Genomic DNA, 19,220 nt, shown 5'->3' with positions numbered 1-19,220 from the left:
CCGACCTGCTAACGTAGAACCCGGCAGCAGATTCAATGGCTTGCTGGCCACTGGCCGCAGGGTTAGTGTGGGAATGCATGAGCGCGCGCCTCTGTGTCGGCGGGGCCTGTGGGTTCAACATCATCTGTGCATCGAGACACGATATGGCCAGGGCCTTGCGGGTGCGAATGGAAAAGACAGATGACTGACCACAAAATCAGAGTCTTGCTGGTGGATGATCACAGCATCGTGCGTAGCGGCGTGCGACGCATGCTGGAGACGGCCGGCGAGATCGACGTAACGGGTGAAGCCGAGACGGCACAAGACGCCATGCTCCTGGTCCGCGAGCAGGATTTCGATGTGGCGCTGGTCGATATTCAGCTTCCCGACAAGAACGGCCTCGAACTCCTCAAACTCATGCGTGCGCACAAGCCCAAGCTCGCCGTTCTGATGTTGAGCATGCATTCGGTCGAGGCCTATGCGTTACGCGCAATCAAGCACGGCGCAGCGGGATACCTCACCAAGGATATTTCCGCCGCCACCCTGGTGGCGGCCGTTCGCAAGGTGGCCTCAGGCGGCAAGCACGTCAGTCCCGAGCTGGCAGAAAAACTGGTCAACGCGATCGGCAGAGGCGACGAGGCACCCCACGAAGCGCTATCCGACCGGGAGCTTGAAGTACTGAAGCTCCTCGCTGCAGGCGAAAGAATTGTGCGCATCGCTCAGATACTGCATTTGAGTCCGAGTACCGTCACAACGTACCGGGCACGCATCCTGGAAAAAACCGGGATGGACAGCAACGCGAAACTGGCCCGCTATGCACTTGAAAACGGCTTGTTAACCTAGGGGGACTGCTTGTAGTGGAACCACTACAAGCTTTCGGTCGATATCTCCACAAAGAACTCCTGCTAACGTCGATAGCGGGGGCCGTCCCAATCAAGCATATTTACCCCTCGGAGAATTTTGGTCCGCTCTATGGAGTTGTCTACGTCAACGAGTCAGAAAAGACTCCGGAATGGATATTCACAAGTTGAGCACTGAGTGCACGCTGCATTCATGTTGAATCAACGTTCAAACTGGAGGGAGTCATGATGATAGGTTATGGGTTATGCGCATTACTGTGGGGTGTGGTGCTGCTGGAGGAAATCCAACTCATGCCCCGTCAGGAATGGAAAGAAGAGGGTCTGAAAAAGGTTCTGTTGCTGCGCCGGACCAGAACACGGACTGGCTACTTTATTGCGTTGATCGCAGGCGCCCTGTGCCTTTACAGCGAAATCCTGGTGGCACCGGTCGATCAGAGTATTTTCAATCCGGAGCTGATACTTGCCGTATGTGGTGTTCTTTGGGGGGCCTATCTTTCCGTAGTCTGCATGAAGGGGAAGCGATAGAGGCCGCGGGATCTCGTTTAAACCGGCGTTAGCAGCACCGTTTCCGTACTGCTAACAGCGGGTTTTATTGGCTGAAGCCGAACTTCCTTGTTCAGCCGGGCTTTACCATCCAGCGAGGGCGGCGTTTCCTGGAGCCCTGAAGCCTTGCTCCATACGCGCTTCGGTGTCTCTGTCTTTTGCCCAGGCAGTGAGCAGGACCATCATCCCGAAGCCGCCGACGATGAGAACCGGATAGGCTGCCAGCAACTCGACCAGCGAGTACTTCCAGGCCAGCGGACGACCGACACCGAGCATGGCGGCATAGAACCAGGACACGGCAGAGAGAGCGCCGGAGAACAGCGCCAGCATGCGCAGGCTGAAGGAGAGTTTGAGTAACGAACCGGCTTTTTTCAGCGCCGGCAATACAGCGCTATGCAACAGGAAGCCGTTAAAGGTCAGCAGTACAACGATGCCGATTTTGGCTTGCAGTTTTGGATTGAGGAAATACTCCATCCCTTTACCGGCATAATCGATCCCGACGATACCAATGCCAGTAATCCAAAGCGCTACAAGTGCAAGCGATACGGTTTTTTGAAGGCTTTCCATGTGCGCGTCATCGTGGTGACCCGACGCATCCCCCTTCAGGAGTTGCTTGACCATTGCAATGTCACTGGTCAACACCAGCCCGATTGCCACGCAACAGGCGATAAGATGAAAATATACAACGCCCAAACGCACATATTCCACGGTGGACGAAGAGAACATACTAAGTTCCATGGTGACCTCTTTTATTCAATAGTGAATCAACTTGGCTCGCGACACGGCATGATTGGAATTTACCGTTGCTGACAGCCATTCAGATCCAGCCATTGTTATCAATTAATCCTGGGGCAACACGCCACCAAGATAATAGTGAGTTTCGCGAATGAACTTTCAGTCATTCGAATATGTCCATTTTCAGGTAACACAAAACCTCAATCGCACTGAGTGCACAGGAGGTTTAACTTCCGTTTCTTGTTGGGGGGGGCGGCTAGGCCCGGAACCCGATCGACGAGTTGATCAGGCAATGCTGGTAGGGTCGGCAGGGCTTCCACCCCATTCGAGGAAACGGATCTTGTGAATCTCGCCCTCGCTGTCTTCGTAGACCAGGGTCACCGGTACTACGCCGGTCTTGTCGGATGTATCGGTGCGCTGCAGCACCCGTTTCACATCGATGTCCATACCGTAGTGGTATTCGACGGCTGAGACATGCGCACCGGGGTCTTGCAGGTTGTTCTGGTCAAAGACACTGGGTGCGAGACTGGAAATCACGGCACTGACGATCGTGGCCATGCTCATAAGGCTGTACCTCCACTGAAGTTCACTTGACAAGGACTTAATGTGACACGTGACGAAAGTGAAGTTCACTTCACCACGACGAACGTGCCCGTCTGAAAAGCCTGTAGTGGCTGCAAACTCTCTGCAATTCCCCGCGCTTGACGCCTCTCGACCATTCGTCCTAAAACCCCTGAATTTGTTGGTTAAAGTCCGTTTTTGAAGGAGGTCATAACATGTCATGACGGATTTTTACGCAGGGTGAATCAGTGCCTTCAAATCAGTTGGCCGAGTCCTTCGTGACAGGCAGCAATCGGCTGTGGATTCAACCGGTGATCACCACAATAGAGCCCGGCGGTTGGCGGGGCATCCGTCTGGCGCGCGGGCTGCAGCCATTAATTCCATTGGTTATGGAAGTCAGAAGCATTCGTTCTATTGCCCGTGGCATGGGTGGCTAATCTACGGAGGTTGAAGGAGGGCAACCTTCAGAACGGTGCAGCCATATGGACGAAAATCCGATTGAAACCGACTACCTGGTCATCGGTGCTGGCGCGATGGCCATGGCCTTCGTCGATACGCTACTCAAGGAAACGAATGCACGCATCGTGATGGTGGATCGACACGAACGCGCTGGCGGGCACTGGAATGATGCCTATCCCTTTGTCCGATTGCACCAGCCCTCGGCCTTCTATGGCGTCAACTCACGGGAACTGGGCAGCGGAACGAAAGACACGACGGCACTGAACGAGGGCTTGTATGAGCTGGCCTCCGGTGCCGAGGTGGTGAGCTACTTCGATCAGGTGATGAATCAGCAGTTTCTGCCGTCAGGTCGAGTCCGTTTTTTCCCCATGTGCAACTACACCGGCGACCGCATTGACGATCACCGGTTTACCTCGCTCGTCAGCGGCGCAGACCATCAGGTCCGAGTGAGCAAAAAGGTGGTGGACGCCACCCATGCCCGGACGGCCGTGCCCTCGACCCATCCGCCCAGGTACAGGGTGGAACCCGGCGTGCAATGCGTGCCACTGAACGACTTGCCGAAAATCCGCCACCCATACGCCAGCTACGTCGTGGTGGGATCGGGCAAGACCGGGATCGACGCTTGCCTGTGGTTGCTGCAAAACGGTGTTGCGCCCGCAACAATCTGCTGGATCATGCCGAACGATCCGTGGTTGATCGACCGGGCCAACATGCAACCCGGTCTCGACAGCTTCGAACGAACCATCGGGGGGCTCACGGCACAGTTCGAGGCCATCGCCGCCGCAGACTCGATCCCGGACCTGTTCACCAGGCTTGAGGCGACAGGTCAGCTCCTGCGCCTGGACACGTCCGTCGAACCCACTGCCTACCGTTGCGCCAGCGTCACACAGGCGGAACTGCGTGAGCTGCGACGCATCGACAACATCGTGCGCCTGGGGCGGGTGCGGGTGATCGAGCCAACGCGCATCGTGCTCGAGCAGGGCAGTATCGCCACGGGCCCAAATGCTCTGCACATTGATTGCAGCGCCAGTGCCATCCCGACACTCCCGGACATGAAGGTGTTCGATGGCGGCAAGATCAACCTGTGGATGGTCAGCAGTTGCCAACCCGTGTTCAGCGCGGCCTTGATCGCCTATGTGGAAAGCCACCTGGTCGATCAAACGCAGATGAATGCGCTCTGCACAATGGTCCCCCCGCCTCACGTCCCCACGGACTGGATCAGAATCTGGGCGGTCTACCTGGGTAATCAACTACGCTGGGGAGAGCATGACGGCCTGGCCCGCTGGATCAAGCAGTCGCGTTTGTACTTCATGACGGCGGTGGTCAGGGGTTTGCAAGAAACCGACACCGAGAAACTGGCACAGCTGCATCGACTCTATGTCAGCAGGCAGCAGGCTGTGGCGAGTTTGCCACGGTTGCTGGGGGCCATCGCTTGAATCGCAGGAAGCGCACATGAACGAGCCACACCTCGAACTGCTCGACATCAATGGCATCCGCATGCGGATAGCCACGCAAGGTAGCGGCCCGCTGGTTTTGCTATGCCACGGTTTTCCGGAGCTGTGGTATTCGTGGCGCAACCAGCTTGCGGCGCTGGCGGCCGCCGGCTACAGGGCGGTAGCGCCCGACATGCGCGGCTATGGCGGCACAGATGCGCCGGCCGAACCCGACGCCTACACCACGCTCCACCTGGTAGGCGACATGGTCGAGTTGGTCAACGCACTCGGCGAACGGCAAGCCGTGATCGTCGGCCATGACTGGGGTGCGCAGGTGGCCTGGAGCGCCGCATTGCTGCGACCCGATATGTTCCACGCAGTGGTCGGCATGAGCGTTCCCTTCTCGCCGCCGGCGCGCGTGGAGCTCCTCAGCGCGCTGGTCTCGCGGGGTATCAGCGACTTCTACATCCAGTATTTCCAGGCGCCGGGTGTGGCCGAGGCCGAGCTGGAAAGAGACGTCGAGTCGTCGATCCGGTGCATCTACTTCAGTGGCTCGGGGGACGCGCCCGAGGGGCCGGTGTTCGGCCGGCTGCAGCCGGGCCAGGGCTTCCTGGGCGCGATGATCGAGCCTGAAACCCTGCCAGGCTGGCTAAGCCTGGAGGATATTGCCTACTACACCCGCGAATTCACCCGCAGCGGATTTCGCGGCGGCTTGAACTGGTACCGCAACATGACGCGCTCATGGGCACTGCTGGCACCCTGGCGCGGTTGCATTATCCGCCAGCCTTCGATGTTCATTGCCGGGAGCCGCGACGCCGTGCTGAAGTTTCCGAGTTCCCCGCGGCAGATCGAAGCCTTCGCGCAGACACTGCCGGAACTGCGCGGGTGTCATATCCTCGAAGGTGCCGGCCACTGGATACAGCAAGAGCGGGCGACAGAGGTCAATGAGCTGCTACTGGGGTTCCTGAAAAAACTATGAACGGATCGAAACCGGAGGGTCCCATGAGCAATCTCATCGCCACCGACGAGCCACCTGAAGCCGTTCGCCTGATGGTCAAGGTTTACGCCTGCTTGCTGCTCGCAGGGTTTTCGCTTGTTCCGGCGTATCTGATTGGCTACTTGTACTTTTTTCAGGACCCCACGCTTTTATTCGAAAATCACCTGTTCCATATCTTTGCGATCACGGCAGCCACCCTGGCAGGCCTGTTTGTGACTTACGTCACGTGGCGCTGTTATCAGTCATCGGGAGAGCCGCTGCTGCGATGGATGACGCTTGGATTTCTCGGCTTTGTAGTGATCTACGCGTTGCATGGTGCGTTCACCGGGCTTGCACACCACAATATCTGGCTCTTCCTGCTTTATGGACCGGCCTCTCGACTGGTCATGTCGATTTTGCTGTTAATCGGAATGCTGTCGTACCACCGCCCACCGGATGCCGCGGACCAACGAATGAAGGCCCGCCCGTGGTTGACCTGGATAGGACTGTTCCTGGTGGTTGACCTGGCAGTGGCGTACGTCGCGAATTTGCCGATCGCCGGTAATCTCGCGGTGCGCCTCTCGATGGAGGGGGGTGCCCTCGTTCTTTCCACGTTGACCGTGACAATACTTCTGCTGCGCCGTATCCGTTCGCCGCTGATGACCATTTTCATCATCTCGGTCACCGCGTTCGCGCTGTCCTCCCTTGCCTTCATCCTTGCACGTCCGTGGAACCATATGTGGTGGCTCGCTCACGCGATCTTCGCCGGTGGATTCTTCATGTTGAGCTATGGGGTCGGGCAAGCGTTCCTTACCACGCGGTCGTTTTCCAGGATCTACAGCCAAGAGGAGTTGATGGTGCGTCTTGCCGAAGCGATGGCGTATGCCGAGAGCGCCCTGCAGGAACTCCAGCGCACCAATCAAGAACTCGGGCACCTTGCGGCGACCGATCCACTGACAGGCGCTGATAATCGGCGTCGGTTCATGGAGCGGGTCGAAGGCGAAATTGGCCGGACCAAACGTGGCGATGCGCCGTTCTCCGTGTTGGCACTGGATCTGGATAATTTCAAGTCCATCAACGACCGCTTCGGGCATCAGGTGGGCGATGACATCCTGAAGAGTTTCGTGGAGAAATGCCTCGATTCGATCCGGCCGTATGACGGCGTGGCCCGAGTGGGCGGAGAAGAATTCATGATACTGCTGCCTCAGACTTCACTTGAAGGCGCGCACGAAATCGCCGAGCGTCTGCGAAGCACCGTTGCCAATAGTTCTTTTCATGGCCTGCAGCGGCCAACCGTGGTCACAGTGAGCATCGGCGTATCGCAATCCGGTCGCGATGGCGACACCATCGAGGCCATTCTGCGTACAGCCGATCAACGCCTGTATCACGCTAAACACGAAGGCCGTAACCGTGTGGTCACTGCCTTCAAGACCAATCTCCAACCTCTGCCCTGACCGTCGTCTCGACGTCGCCGAAAGCGTCGGCACCGATACCCGGCTTTGCGCCACGGTATCGGCTGTCATTCGCAGGGTTCAGCCTGTTTCACCGGCATTATCCGATGACGTTTCGCCGCCCATACGACCCCGCCCACCAGCAACACGATCGAGACCACTTCCATCAAGCCAGGCATGCGCTGGCTGAACAGAAAACCGTAAACGCAGGCAAACAGCGTTTCGAACACGATCATCTGGCCGCTCAACGACGCGGGCATGCGACGCGAGCAAGCATTCCAAAGCCCATTGGCCAGCCATGAACCACAGAGTGCCAGGAACAGGCATACCCACAGGAAAGTCGTCCAGCGGCTGCTTTCAACCTCAGAGGGCACCAGGTTCGGGAACAGCATTAAAGCCGCGATGCCGAACACGATCGCCACGATGCCTGTCACGATGCCGGTCAGCGTCGACCATTCGCTGCTGTTGAAATGGCTTTGTTTGAGATACCGGGCGTTGTGGGTGGCGTACCACGACCAGCAGGCCACGGCACTGAACCCGCACGCCAGGCCCAGTAACCGGGAAGACAGCGAGGTGCTCTCCACCTGCACGCCGGTATGTTCCAGACTGACCGATACGATGCCCAGGAATACCAGCAGCAAGGGGAGCTTGAGCCTGGTCAGGGGCAGGGACCCTGCATCGCTACGCCCCAGAAAGGTGATGGCGACCGGCATCATGCCGTTGATAAGGGCGGCCGCGGTCACCCCGCTCAGTTGTACGGAAGCGCCCAGGAGCGCGTAGTTCAGGACATTGCCGGTCAGTGACAGACGCAGCAGCATCCAGACATCGCGGCGCGTCAAACGCGACAGCAGCCGGGACGCGAAGGGCAAGGCCACGAGGAGCGAGATCATCCCGTACAGGGCAAACCTTACGCTGCTGATCAGCACGGCATTGAATTCCGGCAGCAACGAAGGGCCGATAATCACGCCACCCCAGATGGCACCCGCCAATATCGCAAATACAACGCCACTGTTCATCATCTTGGCTCTGGCAGGCTGTTTAGCCGCATTCTAGCCATGGCAGATAAGCGCCACCTGCGATATAAAGTTGGTCACCCATTCCGCAGGGGAATGTCTTGCAGCAATCGCCAGTCCTGGAGATCCGTCATCAACCGTTATCTGCGTACCTTGCCCCCATTGGAGACCCTGATCACGTTCGAGGCCGTGGGACGACACGCCAGCTTCACGGGCGCCGCCGGCGAACTGTTTCTGACCCAGAGCGCCGTGAGCAAACAGATGCGCCAGCTTGAAGACTGCATGGGCGTCCCGCTCTTCGAGCGCAAACCGAGAGGGGTCAAGTTGACCAGCGCAGGGGATGAACTGCTGATGACAGTCAACGTGCTCCTCACCACGATGTACCAAAGCGTCACGCGAATTCGCAACGTTCATCAGTCCAACGCCGTCTCTGTGCTGGCGACCCATGCCCTGGCCCAATTCTGGCTGTTCCCGAAACTGATCGAATTCAACAAGGCGTACCCCGACATCGCCGTGCACGTGCACGCGATGAATGAATTCGATGAGGCCAGCCTCAATGATTTCGACGTGGGTGTTCTCTACGGTTCTGGCCAATGGCCTTCGCTGGACAGCGATTTCCTGCTGCCGGAAATCGTCTATGCCGTGGCTCATCCTTCTCTGGATGTCTCGGGGGTTGAGACGCTGGAACAATTGGCGCAAGCCAACCTGGTGCAGATCGACACCTGCGCCTGGCAGTGTCTGGACTGGCATCAATGGTTCGGCCACTTTGGTATCGACTTCGTCGCGCGCGACAAAGCCCCGGTCTTCAACCAGCTGACGTTGGCGTATCGGGCCGTTCAACAAGGCATGGGCATCGGCCTGGCCTGGACGTTCATGGCCGATGAGGCGCTGGCCAAGGGAGAATTGCAGCGGGTGACGCCTTTCGAATGCGTGACAGGCAATGGCGAATTCCTGGTGTCGCTCAAGCATCGTAAGCGTTCTGCCGCTGCCGAGATATTTCGCCAGTGGCTCCTGGGGTCGATGGGTGACTGATGGCCGAATCAGCACCCTGGAAAAGTGGACATCAACATTCAGCCGCGCACGCTTGGCGATTACCCGGTCCTATAGACAGTACTGGCTGGTAGGCAGCACGTCGATCTTGTCGAAATCAAGGAATCGGCTGCAGCTGTCCATCATCGTCGCCAGGTTACGCTGGAATTTCGCTTCGTCGCCCACGGCATCGAAAAAGGCCCGGGGATCGGTCATGGCAGCGGGTGGGAAACATTCTTCGACTATGGCATCGATCCTTGGCGCACCGTGCGACAACGCCAACACCACCAGGTTTTGCACGTATTGGAAGTTGTCCTGCGTGTCTACGGCCACCTCAGTGTGATGGTTGCGCCAGATGTCCAGCCAGGCTTCGTGCGTCAGACGCGGAGGTCGGGTCAGCAGGGCCAACTGGGCGAACCCGTGAGTACGTTCACCGGGCGTTGACGGGAAGCGAGTATTGGCGATGGCTACCGACTCGCATACCAGGTAGGCAGCCATGCGTGCCGTTGCGGCCGTGATGACGCTGTCGAAAGGACGACGAGCGGGACCGTTGGCACTGTCCAGCCACAGCGACAGGCTGGCATCGGGCAGTGGTCGGTTGTTTTCCTGGCGCAGCCCGGCTGCGGGCTGCACATCGACATCGGACAGGTTCAGTTGCACGCTACTGGCACCGAGTGCCAGCAATTGCCCGGCGACTTCACTGCGCAGGCGATGGCTGAAGGTATCAGGACTGACTTGAGCATCACGCCACAGCAGATAGATGACTTTTTCCATAGCGATCAAGCGCCTCGTTGTGATTGATGGATGAAGCAACCGTGCAGACATGTGGGGAAAATACTGGCGTCATGGTTGATCAAACTCAGCCCTCGGTAATACCTCAAACAGACTATTCAACAAAAATAGGCGGGGAGATGCCGGCGCTTTGGGGGCGGGCCACGCTCGACTGTCCGCTTCTGGCTGTGGATTCAACCGGCTGAACAGCGACGTTGTCTCTCGCCCCCGAACCCAATGATAGAATCTCGTTTTTGAAAAAGGAGTTTCATCTGTGGAGGCTGGAAAAAAGAATTGCTCCTATTGCGCGGAAGTCATCATGGCTGAAGCCATTTTATGTAAACACTGCCAATCCGACCTCAGGCAAAAAATACGAATCCCGCCCGGGTGGCCAATACCGTCAGAAAATAAAATGGGCCGGGTCGGCAAGATCGTCGTTGGACTCACTGTCGCAATCACCTTGTACCTGGCAGTCGGTTTTTATGTCAGCAACACATCGCAAGACAAGGAAAGCATGCAGGCCCGTGAGGCCGCCGAACAATGCCGCGAGGAAATAGACAGCTACTCCGGCCCGGCAGTCGGAAAAAGCATCATCGCGGAGGTTTGTCGAAAGCTGGAGGACGATTTGCGCAAGGGTTTGAGCCGCGTGCCATAAAAAAGCCGATTACGAAGCCCGCCATTGAGCGGGCTATTTTGCCCTTGGCATCTGGCAGTCCGGATCAGACCATGCCGACAAACGACAGGATAAACAGGACGATCACGACGGCGCCAACGAGGTAGATAATATTGTTCATGACTTCACCGCTTCATTTGGGTTGAGGGAAGAAACAGGGGTGTCTAAACAGCTGACACCCTCGTTCACGTTTCCGTTCCGTTACCCTTGCAGCAGGAGCGATCCAGAGGCTTTCGGCTTGCCGGCGCGTGACCGTGCACCGAGTGCTGGTGCCCGACGGAGCTGCTCGCGACCGGGCATCGAGCTAAAGCCTGAAAAGCACGAACTCAATCGTCTGGCGGTATGGCTCAGTTTTTCTTCTTGATTAATTTGTTCATGTAGTACTTGAGGCTGAAACGATCTTTGGGTCTTGGTTTGTAGTGGGTTTTGTTTCTTTGCGCGGGATCGATCGCCAAGGTGCCGGCGGTGTAGTAATAAAGCGCTATAGACCTGCGAGTGATGTGCTCTGGGGTCGTCAAAGGCTCCGGGTGCCCATGGTTGCTGTCTTTGTCTGTATTGAAAACGACGCAGCGATTGTAAATGGGCAAGACCTTTTTAAGGCAGGTTTTCATGTTGACATCCCAAAGTTCCAGGTTGCCTCCATACTCCTCTTTCCAGTCTTCGTTCAGATAAATAATGATATTCAGCCTGCGCTCGACGTTAAGCTTCTTGTTGAGCCTGAAGTCCGAGTGCACCCCCAGGAAACCGCCGCTTTTCGTTTCATGCAAGCCACCACCGGTAAAGTAGGGGTCAGGTATCAAGCCTTCGATGCCGGTTAACTTCTCAAGAAACTGCAGCATGGGTGCCGAGTTGAAAGCATTGAAAACAGTCTTTAAAAACGGAGAGCATTCGTTGGGGCTGATTTGACGCTTTCGTTGCCCTTTATAGCCGCGCTCGTAGAGCATTTCGTTGTTGGTTGGCTCGACCGGGAAGTTCGAGCAAATGCTTGCAATCAGGTCTTCGTGCAAGAAGTTGTCGATGACGATGTGCGGAAATGGCGTGGCCTGCACATATTGGCCAGTCAATGACTCACCAAAGGCGCTGGCGTCGTTCTGGTCGAAATCAAGCTCCGGTGAGAGGGTGATGGGTAGTGCCTGAGTGATGACTGCCATTATTGCTCCGATAACTTGATATAACGACCTGCGGGTGACTGGCTTATGCGTGTCGGCGTAGCTTAAGCCTTGCCGTCACCCTTGTTCAGACGCTTAAGTATATTATTGTACATTTTGGTTCGTCTATGAGTCTTTCCATAGCCGCCAGCTGCTGCAACAGTCCCCGCCTGGATATGATCAAGATAGCTGAAGATTTTACGTGGCGATAAAGTTTCAACGATATAACCAAGTTGGGTCATTCGGTCTTGAAGAGTATACCCGGGAACACGATCATCCATCGAAAAGTGCATGCCGTGCTGTTTGACGAGTTTGCAGTTCCACAATGTAAAGAAGCTCTTCAAGTAGACTTCTTTGTAGGGTTTTGGTTCTCTGGAGCGTAATCCCATGGAGATTTTAAAGCGTCGATAGTGGTGTTTGAACAGTCGCGAGCTAAAGCGCCAAAGCGTTCTCGCGGTGCCACGATTTAATTGCTCTACACACCCGACGGCTGCGACTTTTTTATTATTGATGCACTTGTTCAGTATCATCGGAAAGACATTTTTATCGAAAACGAACGTGTCGGTATGCATCAGGATCAAATAATCGGTTTCGACTCGCTCCAGCACCATGTCGAGTGCCTTGCCGTGCGCGATATGGCCTGCTTCCGGTTCGGAAACGGATCGTTCGATTAAATTGATCCAGTCCAGTGTTCGCAAGTATTCAGTGCTTTCATCGGCCGAGTAGTTGTCAACCACCCAGATTGGGACGTTGTGGCCACCCACGTGCTGGTGCAATAACTCTAAGCATATCTTGGTGATTTCCGGTGTCTTGTAGTTCACGATGACGATGCTGAAATTATTGGGGAATTCAGTCGGGGGGCTAGTACTGTTCATTGTTCGGGTGCTCAATGATATTGTATTTATAGGTGGGGGCGATTGAGTCCGTGTCCGGTTTCGCGTATTTGCCCGCGCAAGGTTTTTCGTCTGTAAAGCTCAATTTTCAAGTCGCTTTGTCATGCACTAAATTTAGATGGCTTACTCGCGCCTGAGGGAGAGCAGTGGATGCGGGCCTCATCGTATAAGGATCCTCTCTATAGGTAAATATCCACGAAATAGTTCGTTACATCGGATGGGGCGATAAATGAGTCCATCCGGGGTGGGGGAACTGGCTTCAATCTCAAGGTGAATCGGCGCCGCGGTCCGGACAAGAAACCGCGGCGACCAATCGATCAGGCGGCGGGCAGCAGGCCTCTCTGTTTGGCGACATGGGTCGCCAGTGCGTCCATCAAGTCCGGGGAAAGGCAGTCATAAGGTTCCAGGCCGATCGAGCGCAAGCGCTCGCGGATAGCCTTCATTTGCGCTGGCGGTGTGCCGGTTTCGATGATGGAGGACACGAACGCCGCGAATCCCGGCGCCGCCCATCCGCGCTGTGGCGAAAGCTCGGTGTGGACGAAGTCCAGGCCATAAAACGCATGGTCCTTGTTCTCGATGCGCCCGAAGAGATGGGCGTGACACTGCTTGCAGGCGTGGCGCTGGATGGTGGCGGCTTCGTCGACAATCGCCAGTTTTTCGCCGTGGGCAATCACGCTGACCTTATCTCGAGGCACCACGGCGATGACGGCGAATACCGCGTTTTGTGGTTTCCAGCATTTGCTGCAGCCGCACGCGTGGTTATGCAGGGTTTGAGCGTCGATCCTGACCTCGACCTTGTCGGTCGCACACAGGCATTGCAGGGTGCCGCCTGTGAAATTCGCGGCGGCGGGTTGGATACCATTGTCCAGTGCAGGGTGAAGTTGCAGGGTGCTCATGCTGGCGTCTCCGTTTCAGGGGGCAGACAAAGGTGCCTGGGGCCGTGCCCCAGACCGTTGGATCAGCAGATTTTGAAAAGGACACAGTGCATAAACGAGAGACCTCCTTCGGTGCGACCGGTTGGTTACCCAGATCAAGAATAGTCTGCGATGACGCCTTGAGCGCGGCCAGGTTCACCTCACCGCAGCCGCAAGGTTTCAAACAGTGCGCGGTCTTCTTTTTTTGCCGAGCGCGCATGGCGCCGAATGACCTGCAACAGGCATTCGGTGAAGCAGACTGCCGGGTTGCTCAGTGCGCCATTGCGGCGCGTCACGATGCTCAGTTGCCGGGGCTCGAACTGCTCGGTCAGCCCCAGGGATACCACGCGCCCCAGAAATGGCGGGGCGGTGCTCACGATGGAAGGCCCCCAGGTGCACATGTCGGCCCGCTCGACCATCATCTGCAAAATGGCCAGTGAATGAGCACGCAGGATTCGATTCTCGTCAATCTGCGCGCCGTGTTTCCAGAACAGTTCCTGCATCAACCCATCGTGCCCGTCCGGCGCGTAGTTCAGGGTCCAGTTTTCTTCCAGTAACTCGTGGATCGATCGCGCATGCTGTCGGGCGTGACCCTCGCGGACCAGCACTGAGGTCTGGTAATCGAGCAAGGTTTCGCAGGCGAATTCCTGGGTCGATTGGGTGGGATGGAGCTGGCCAATCGCGAAGTCCATGCTGCCGTCGCGCAACAGCGGTTGGGCAACGGCCATCAGGCTTTCGAACAGTTCCAGCCTGATTTGTGGCATCCGCTCGCGAAAAACCGACACGACTTCGGGCAGGAAGGTCAGGGCGACCCATGGGGTGATCCCGACGCAGAGCCGGCCCTGGGCCTTCCCACGCATGTGATCAAGCTCGGTCTGTGCGTGCTCCAGTTGCTTGATCACCAGCCGGGCATGAGTCAGCAGCACTTTGCCGTATTCGGTGAAGTTCAGACCGCTGGCGGTTCGGGTAAACAGCGGTAGCTGCTGGCTGGTTTCCAGCTCGCGCAGCGCTTTGGTCACCGCAGCCTGGGAAATCTCCAGCGAACGTGCGGCCGCGCGGATGCTGCCGGTTTCGGCGCTGGCAATCAGCGCCTGTAATTGATGCAGTTTCATCTGCTCACCCTGGTGACAACTCATGGTTGTCATCATAACCAAACTGCGCCTCCCCAGCCCAGCGCCAGTTCCCTAAGATCGAGCCCAACAGCGCTTTCGCTGCCGCACAGCCCTCGAAGGAGAACACTCATGAATGCCGGTTTGGTCCTGCCTGGTATTGCCGCGATGCAAGATGAAATGATCGCGATACGTCACAGCATTCACGCGCACCCTGAGCTGGGTTTTGAAGAATTCGCCACCAGTGAGCGGGTTGCCGCGTGTCTGACTCAGTGGGGCTTTGAGGTCAGCACCGGGGTGGGCAAGACCGGGGTCGTTGCCACCCTGAAAAATGGCGAGGGTCGGTCCATTGGCTTGCGCGCCGACATGGATGCGTTGCCGATCCAGGAAACCTCCGGTTTGCCTTATGCCAGCCGGATAGACGGTGTCATGCATGCCTGCGGTCACGACGGTCATACCGCCATCCTGCTGGCGGCGGGTCAGTATCTGGCGCGGACACGAGCATTCAACGGCACCGTGCACCTGATTTTCCAACCTGCGGAAGAGGGGCTGGGTGGTGCCAGGAAAATGCTGGAGGAAGGACTGCTCGAACGGTTTCCGTGTGACGCGATCTTCGCCATGCATAACGTGCCGGGTTATCCCGTCGGGCATTTGGGTTTTTACAGCGGACCGTTCATGGCGTCTGCCGATACGGTGAACATCAAGATCATCGGCAACGGCGGCCATGGCGCGGTGCCGCACAAAGCCGTCGACCCGGTGGTGGTCGGCGCCTCGATCGTGCTGGCCCTGCAAAGTATCGTCTCGCGCAACGTCAACCCGCAGGAGATGGCGATTATCACCGTGGGCTCCCTGCATGCCGGGAGCGCTTCGAATGTCATCCCGTCCAGCGCCGACTTGAGCCTGAGCGTACGCGCCCTGACCCCCGAGGTTCGCCGTTTGCTGGAGGTCAGGATCACCGAATTGGTCAAGGGCCAGGCCGAGAGTTTCGGCGCCCGGGCCCACATCGATTACCAGCATTGCCATCCGGTGTTGATCAACGATCCCGAACAGACGGCATTTGCCCATGAAGTCGCCCGCGAGTGGCTGGGAGATGAACACCTGATCGATGACTTGCGGCCATTCACGGCCAGCGAGGACTTTGCCTTTGTCCTGGAAAAGTGCCCTGGCAGCTATCTGGTGATCGGCAACGGCGAGGGCGAAGGCGGGTGCCTGCTGCACAACCCCGACTATGACTTCAATGACGGCTGCCTGCCGGTAGGGGCGAGCTATTGGGTCAAGTTGGTGGAACGTTTTCTGAGTTGAGACGGCGCATTTTCACTCGTTGTGCCGGTAAAAAATCTACGGTCTGAGAGGAATAAAAATGAACAAGATGATTGCAGCCGTTTCCCTGGTGTTCCTGACGGCCTCGAGCCTGGCGGGGGCGGCCGACTGGTCAGGTAAAGTGTTGAAGCTGGGAGTGGACCCGACGTACCCACCGCTGGAGTACAAGAACCAGGATGGCACGCTGACCGGCTTCGGGGTCGACATCGCCGAGGCGTTGTGCGCCGAACTGAAAGCCCGCTGCGTCTGGGTGGAAAGCAGTTGGGACGGGATGATCCCGGCACTGCTGGCGCGCAAGTTCGATGCGGTGGCGTCCTCGATGACCATCACCCCCAAACGCCTTGAGCAGATTGCGTTTACCGACAAGGTGTCCAATGCACCGGCACGCCTGGTGGCCAAACGTGGATCGGGATTGCAGCCGACCCTCGAATCGCTCAAGGGCAAGCGCATCGGTGTGGAGCAGGGCTCGACCCAGGAGTCCTATGCCAAAGCGGTTTGGGGTTCCAAAGGCGTGGACGTTCTGTCCTATCAGAATCAGGACCAGGTGTACGCCGACCTGGTAGTGGGGCGACTTGATGCCTCGTTGCAGGGTTCCATTCAAGCCAGTTACGGCTTCCTGAAAACAGCGGCGGGTCAGGACTATGAATTTGCCGGTGCCACCCTGGAGGACCCGGGCTTCTTCGGCGTCGGCGATGGCCTTGGTCTGCGCAAGGGCGATGTCGCGTTGCGCGAAGACTTGAACAAAGCCCTGGCCACCATTCTCGCCAACGGTACTTACGCGCGGATCAACGACAAGTACTTCGATTTCGACGTCTACGGCGTCCGGTAACGGCGCCCGGTAACCCGTCGTCGTGACCTTGAGCAGGGCGCTCGTTCGAGCGCTCTATTGCCCCCTTCACCTCACCCTAACAAGAACAAGGAGAGTGAGATGCTTCTGGAAGGTTTTGGCCCGCAGATTCTGTTGGGCACCCTGGCTACCGTCAAACTGGCGCTTTGTTCATTGCTGATCGCCGTCCTGGCCGGGCTGATAGGCGCCAGTTCCAAGTTGTCGTCCAATCGATTGTTGCGCGCACTGGCTGCGGGGTATACGACCGTGATCCGCAGCATGCCGGACCTGGTGATCATGTTGCTGCTGTTCTTCAGCCTGCAGATGTTGCTCAACCGGATCACCGATTGGCTGGGCATCACGCAGATTGACATCGACCCGTTTCTGGCCGGTGTCGTGACGCTGGCGTTCATTTACGGGGCCTACTTTACCGAGACGTTTCGCGGCGCCTTCCAGGCCGTCCCGGCGGGGCAGATCGAGGCGGCGAGGGCTTACGGCATGACCCGTGGGGAAACCTTTCGCAAGGTCCTCTTTCCACAAATGCTGCGCCACGCCTTGCCGGGCATTGGCAACAACTGGCAGGTGCTGATCAAGTCGACGGCCCTGGTGTCGATCATCGGCCTGACCGACGTGGTCAAGGCCACGCAGGATGCGGGCAAGGGCTCGATGCAGTTCTTTTACTTCACCCTGGTCGGCGGCCTGATTTACCTCGCCATTACCACGGTCTCCAATGGCGTGTTGCTGTGGCTTGAGCGCCGCTACTCGGTAGGCGTCAGGAAGGCTGCGCTATGACCGCCATTCTCGAAAGCTACTGGCAGTCTTACCTGTGGAGTGACGGGCCGCACTTTTCCGGGCTGGTGGTGACCTTGTGGTTGCTGATTCTGGCGGTGGCGATGGGCTTTTTGCTGGCGGTGCCGTTGTCGATGGCCCGTGTCAGCCACAATCCGCTGCTGCGCCTGCCGATCTGGTGTTACACCTACGTGTTTCGTGGCACTCCGTTGTACATCCAGCTGCTGTTCTTCTACACCGGGGTGTACAGCTTGCATGTGGTGCGGTCCCAGGACTTTCTCAACGCGTTTTTCCGTGACGGCTTCAACTGCACGGTGCTCGCGTTCGGGCTCAATACCTGCGCCTACATGACCGAGATTTTTGCTGGCGCTATCAGGGCGACCGCCCACGGTGAAGTCGAGGCTGCCAGTGCCTACGGAATGAGCCGGTTCACGCTTTATCGGCGGATCATCCTGCCGTCGGCGTTGCGCCGCGCGCTGCCGTTTTTCAGCAATGAAGTGATCCTGATGCTGCATTCCACTTCGGTGGCCTTTACCGCCACTGTGCCCGATTTGCTGAAGATCGCCCGGGATGTCAACTCGGCGACCTATGCATCCTTCACGGCCTTTGGCATTGCCGGGGTGTTGTACGCCGCCTGTGCTTTTTTCCTGATCTGGCTGTTTCGACGCGGCGAACTGCATTGGCTGGCCTACCTCAAACCGCGCACGCACTGACCCCTATCGGACTTGCTCGAATGTATAAATTGATCGTTGAAGATATCCATAAAAACTACGGCAACCATGAAGTGCTGAAAGGGGTTTCGCTCAAGGCCAGGGCGGGTGATGTGATCAGCATCATCGGCTCCTCCGGCTCCGGGAAAAGTACCTTCCTGCGTTGTATCAACCATCTTGAACAACCGTCGGCCGGGCGCATTGTCGTCAATGACGAAGAGTTGCTCACCCGCAGAAACTCAAGGGGTGAGTTGTGTGTGGTTGACCCCGGGCAGCTGCGGACCCTGCGCAGCCGGTTGTCGATGGTGTTCCAGCACTTCAATTTGTGGAGCCACATGACCGTGCTGGAAAACATCATCGAGTGCCCGATGAGCGTGCTCGGTATCAGCCGGGCGCAGGCACTGGAGCGGGCGCGTCATTACCTTGCCAAGGTCGGGCTGCCACAAAAAGTCGAGGCCCAGTACCCGGTGCATTTGTCCGGCGGCCAGCAGCAACGGGTGGCCATTGCCCGTGCGCTGGCCATGGAACCCGAGGTGATGCTGTTCGACGAACCGACCTCGGCCCTAGACCCTGAACTGGTGGGTGAAGTGCTCAAGGTCATGCAGCAACTGGCCGAAGAGGGCAGGACGATGGTGGTCGTCACCCACGAAATGGCGTTTGCCAGGCAGGTGTCGAACCACGTCATGTTTCTGCATCAGGGGCGGGTGGAGGAGTCGGGCGCGCCAGGCACGCTGCTGGAACAGCCGCAAAGCGAGCGGTTGCAGCAGTTCCTGGCCGGGAGTCTCAAGTAGCTGCCCGTTAATCTGCGAAAGAAAGGCACCGCATCGCCGGTCTCATCGAACATGAGTTACTTGTACGTGGCCTGTCAATTCGGCCCTGCCTGTCGGCCATACCGTTGAAGTGATAGCACTGTAAGCACCTGCGTTCAATTCCGGGTGCTCAGGGGAGACAGACTTCACAAGGGGGATTTCTGACTGCAGTGCCGAGAGAGTATTTCGACTTTCCAGGCGTGAAGGATAATTTCGAGT

The 19,220-nt window shown here is 57.5% G+C and carries 20 protein-coding genes; 12 read left to right on the top strand and 8 right to left on the bottom strand.

Features of this window, described 5'->3' with window-relative positions; all coding sequences use genetic code 11:
- Positions 1-180 precede the first annotated feature (180 nt).
- Positions 181-822 carry a response regulator gene (locus CD175_RS08385; RefSeq protein WP_102701131.1) on the top strand — a complete coding sequence of 214 codons (642 nt, stop codon included), beginning with the start codon at positions 181-183 and terminating at the stop codon, positions 820-822.
- 242 nt (positions 823-1,064) lie between these two features.
- A complete protein-coding gene (locus tag CD175_RS08380) occupies positions 1,065-1,364 on the top strand; it encodes a hypothetical protein (protein WP_104448490.1) in 300 nt (99 codons plus the stop codon).
- Between the two features lie 102 nt (positions 1,365-1,466).
- Here the strand turns inward: CD175_RS08380 and CD175_RS08375 are convergent, their stop codons facing one another.
- Together CD175_RS08375 and CD175_RS08370 are read right to left on the bottom strand one after the other, a co-directional pair.
- Positions 1,467-2,120: a hypothetical protein gene (locus CD175_RS08375; protein ID WP_104448489.1), complete on the bottom strand. Its 654-nt coding sequence runs from the start codon at positions 2,118-2,120 to the stop codon at positions 1,467-1,469.
- A 282-nt stretch (positions 2,121-2,402) separates the two neighbouring features.
- Positions 2,403-2,681: a DUF2790 domain-containing protein gene (locus CD175_RS08370; RefSeq protein WP_095967106.1), complete on the bottom strand. Its 279-nt coding sequence runs from the start codon at positions 2,679-2,681 to the stop codon at positions 2,403-2,405.
- A 479-nt stretch (positions 2,682-3,160) separates the two neighbouring features.
- Here CD175_RS08370 and CD175_RS08365 point away from each other — a divergent pair, with 479 nt between their 5' ends.
- Genes CD175_RS08365 through CD175_RS08355 form a run of 3 tightly spaced genes read left to right on the top strand, consistent with a single transcriptional unit; the run spans position 3,161 to position 7,000 of the window.
- Positions 3,161-4,573, top strand: a complete 1,413-nt coding sequence (locus CD175_RS08365; RefSeq protein ID WP_104448488.1) for an NAD(P)/FAD-dependent oxidoreductase — start codon at positions 3,161-3,163, stop codon at positions 4,571-4,573.
- 16 nt (positions 4,574-4,589) lie between these two features.
- A complete protein-coding gene (locus tag CD175_RS08360) occupies positions 4,590-5,549 on the top strand; it encodes an alpha/beta fold hydrolase (protein WP_104448487.1) in 960 nt (319 codons plus the stop codon).
- Between the two features lie 23 nt (positions 5,550-5,572).
- A complete protein-coding gene (locus CD175_RS08355) occupies positions 5,573-7,000 on the top strand; it encodes a GGDEF domain-containing protein (RefSeq protein WP_104448486.1) in 1,428 nt (475 codons plus the stop codon).
- Positions 7,001-7,065: 65 nt separating this feature from the next.
- Here CD175_RS08355 and CD175_RS08350 read toward each other — a convergent pair whose 3' ends face one another.
- Entirely contained in the window at positions 7,066-8,016 is a 951-nt protein-coding gene (locus CD175_RS08350; protein WP_104448485.1) for a DMT family transporter, read from the bottom strand.
- A gap of 90 nt (positions 8,017-8,106) precedes the next feature.
- On the opposite strand from CD175_RS08350, the gene CD175_RS08345 reads away from it, so the two are divergent.
- Entirely contained in the window at positions 8,107-9,042 is a 936-nt protein-coding gene (locus tag CD175_RS08345; RefSeq protein ID WP_104448484.1) for a LysR substrate-binding domain-containing protein, read from the top strand.
- A 69-nt stretch (positions 9,043-9,111) separates the two neighbouring features.
- Here CD175_RS08345 and CD175_RS08340 read toward each other — a convergent pair whose 3' ends face one another.
- Positions 9,112-9,813 (bottom strand): EthD domain-containing protein, encoded by a 702-nt coding sequence (locus tag CD175_RS08340; protein ID WP_104448483.1) that lies wholly within the window; start codon positions 9,811-9,813, stop codon positions 9,112-9,114.
- 316 nt (positions 9,814-10,129) lie between these two features.
- Here CD175_RS08340 and CD175_RS08335 point away from each other — a divergent pair, with 316 nt between their 5' ends.
- Positions 10,130-10,465 (top strand): hypothetical protein, encoded by a 336-nt coding sequence (locus tag CD175_RS08335; protein WP_240628945.1) that lies wholly within the window; start codon positions 10,130-10,132, stop codon positions 10,463-10,465.
- A 365-nt stretch (positions 10,466-10,830) separates the two neighbouring features.
- Here CD175_RS08335 and CD175_RS08330 read toward each other — a convergent pair whose 3' ends face one another.
- The 4 genes from CD175_RS08330 to CD175_RS08315 all read right to left on the bottom strand — a co-directional run bounded on the left by CD175_RS08330 (position 10,831) and on the right by CD175_RS08315 (position 14,550).
- Positions 10,831-11,634 (bottom strand): 2OG-Fe(II) oxygenase, encoded by an 804-nt coding sequence (locus CD175_RS08330; RefSeq protein ID WP_104448481.1) that lies wholly within the window; start codon positions 11,632-11,634, stop codon positions 10,831-10,833.
- Positions 11,635-11,696: 62 nt separating this feature from the next.
- Positions 11,697-12,506 (bottom strand): glycosyltransferase family 2 protein, encoded by an 810-nt coding sequence (locus CD175_RS08325; RefSeq protein WP_104448480.1) that lies wholly within the window; start codon positions 12,504-12,506, stop codon positions 11,697-11,699.
- Between the two features lie 335 nt (positions 12,507-12,841).
- On the bottom strand, positions 12,842-13,420 hold the full coding sequence (gene gfa, locus CD175_RS08320; RefSeq protein ID WP_104448479.1) for an S-(hydroxymethyl)glutathione synthase: 579 nt from the start codon (positions 13,418-13,420) through the stop codon (positions 12,842-12,844).
- A 179-nt stretch (positions 13,421-13,599) separates the two neighbouring features.
- The gene (locus CD175_RS08315; RefSeq protein ID WP_104448478.1) at positions 13,600-14,550 is read right to left on the bottom strand and encodes a LysR substrate-binding domain-containing protein; all 951 of its coding nucleotides are present in this window, start codon (positions 14,548-14,550) and stop codon (positions 13,600-13,602) included.
- A gap of 129 nt (positions 14,551-14,679) precedes the next feature.
- On the opposite strand from CD175_RS08315, the gene CD175_RS08310 reads away from it, so the two are divergent.
- The 5 genes from CD175_RS08310 (at position 14,680) to CD175_RS08290 (ending at position 18,983) form a co-directional block, all read left to right on the top strand.
- Positions 14,680-15,849 carry a M20 aminoacylase family protein gene (locus CD175_RS08310; RefSeq protein ID WP_104448477.1) on the top strand — a complete coding sequence of 390 codons (1,170 nt, stop codon included), beginning with the start codon at positions 14,680-14,682 and terminating at the stop codon, positions 15,847-15,849.
- Positions 15,850-15,907: 58 nt separating this feature from the next.
- Positions 15,908-16,696 (top strand): ABC transporter substrate-binding protein, encoded by a 789-nt coding sequence (locus CD175_RS08305; protein ID WP_104448476.1) that lies wholly within the window; start codon positions 15,908-15,910, stop codon positions 16,694-16,696.
- Between the two features lie 99 nt (positions 16,697-16,795).
- The gene (locus CD175_RS08300; protein WP_015094755.1) at positions 16,796-17,485 is read left to right on the top strand and encodes an ABC transporter permease; all 690 of its coding nucleotides are present in this window, start codon (positions 16,796-16,798) and stop codon (positions 17,483-17,485) included.
- Positions 17,482-18,195 (top strand): ABC transporter permease, encoded by a 714-nt coding sequence (locus CD175_RS08295; RefSeq protein WP_104448475.1) that lies wholly within the window; start codon positions 17,482-17,484, stop codon positions 18,193-18,195. Before CD175_RS08300 ends, CD175_RS08295 begins: the two co-directional genes overlap by 4 nt.
- Before the next feature lie 20 nt (positions 18,196-18,215).
- A complete protein-coding gene (locus tag CD175_RS08290; protein WP_104448474.1) occupies positions 18,216-18,983 on the top strand; it encodes an ABC transporter ATP-binding protein in 768 nt (255 codons plus the stop codon).
- Positions 18,984-19,220: the final 237 nt, after the last annotated feature.

The organism is Pseudomonas laurylsulfatiphila (assembly GCF_002934665.1).
Classification (GTDB): Bacteria; Pseudomonadota; Gammaproteobacteria; order Pseudomonadales; family Pseudomonadaceae; genus Aquipseudomonas; species Aquipseudomonas laurylsulfatiphila.
Note: the sequence above shows the minus strand (reverse complement) of the source record. Positions and strands in the feature narration are given on the sequence as shown.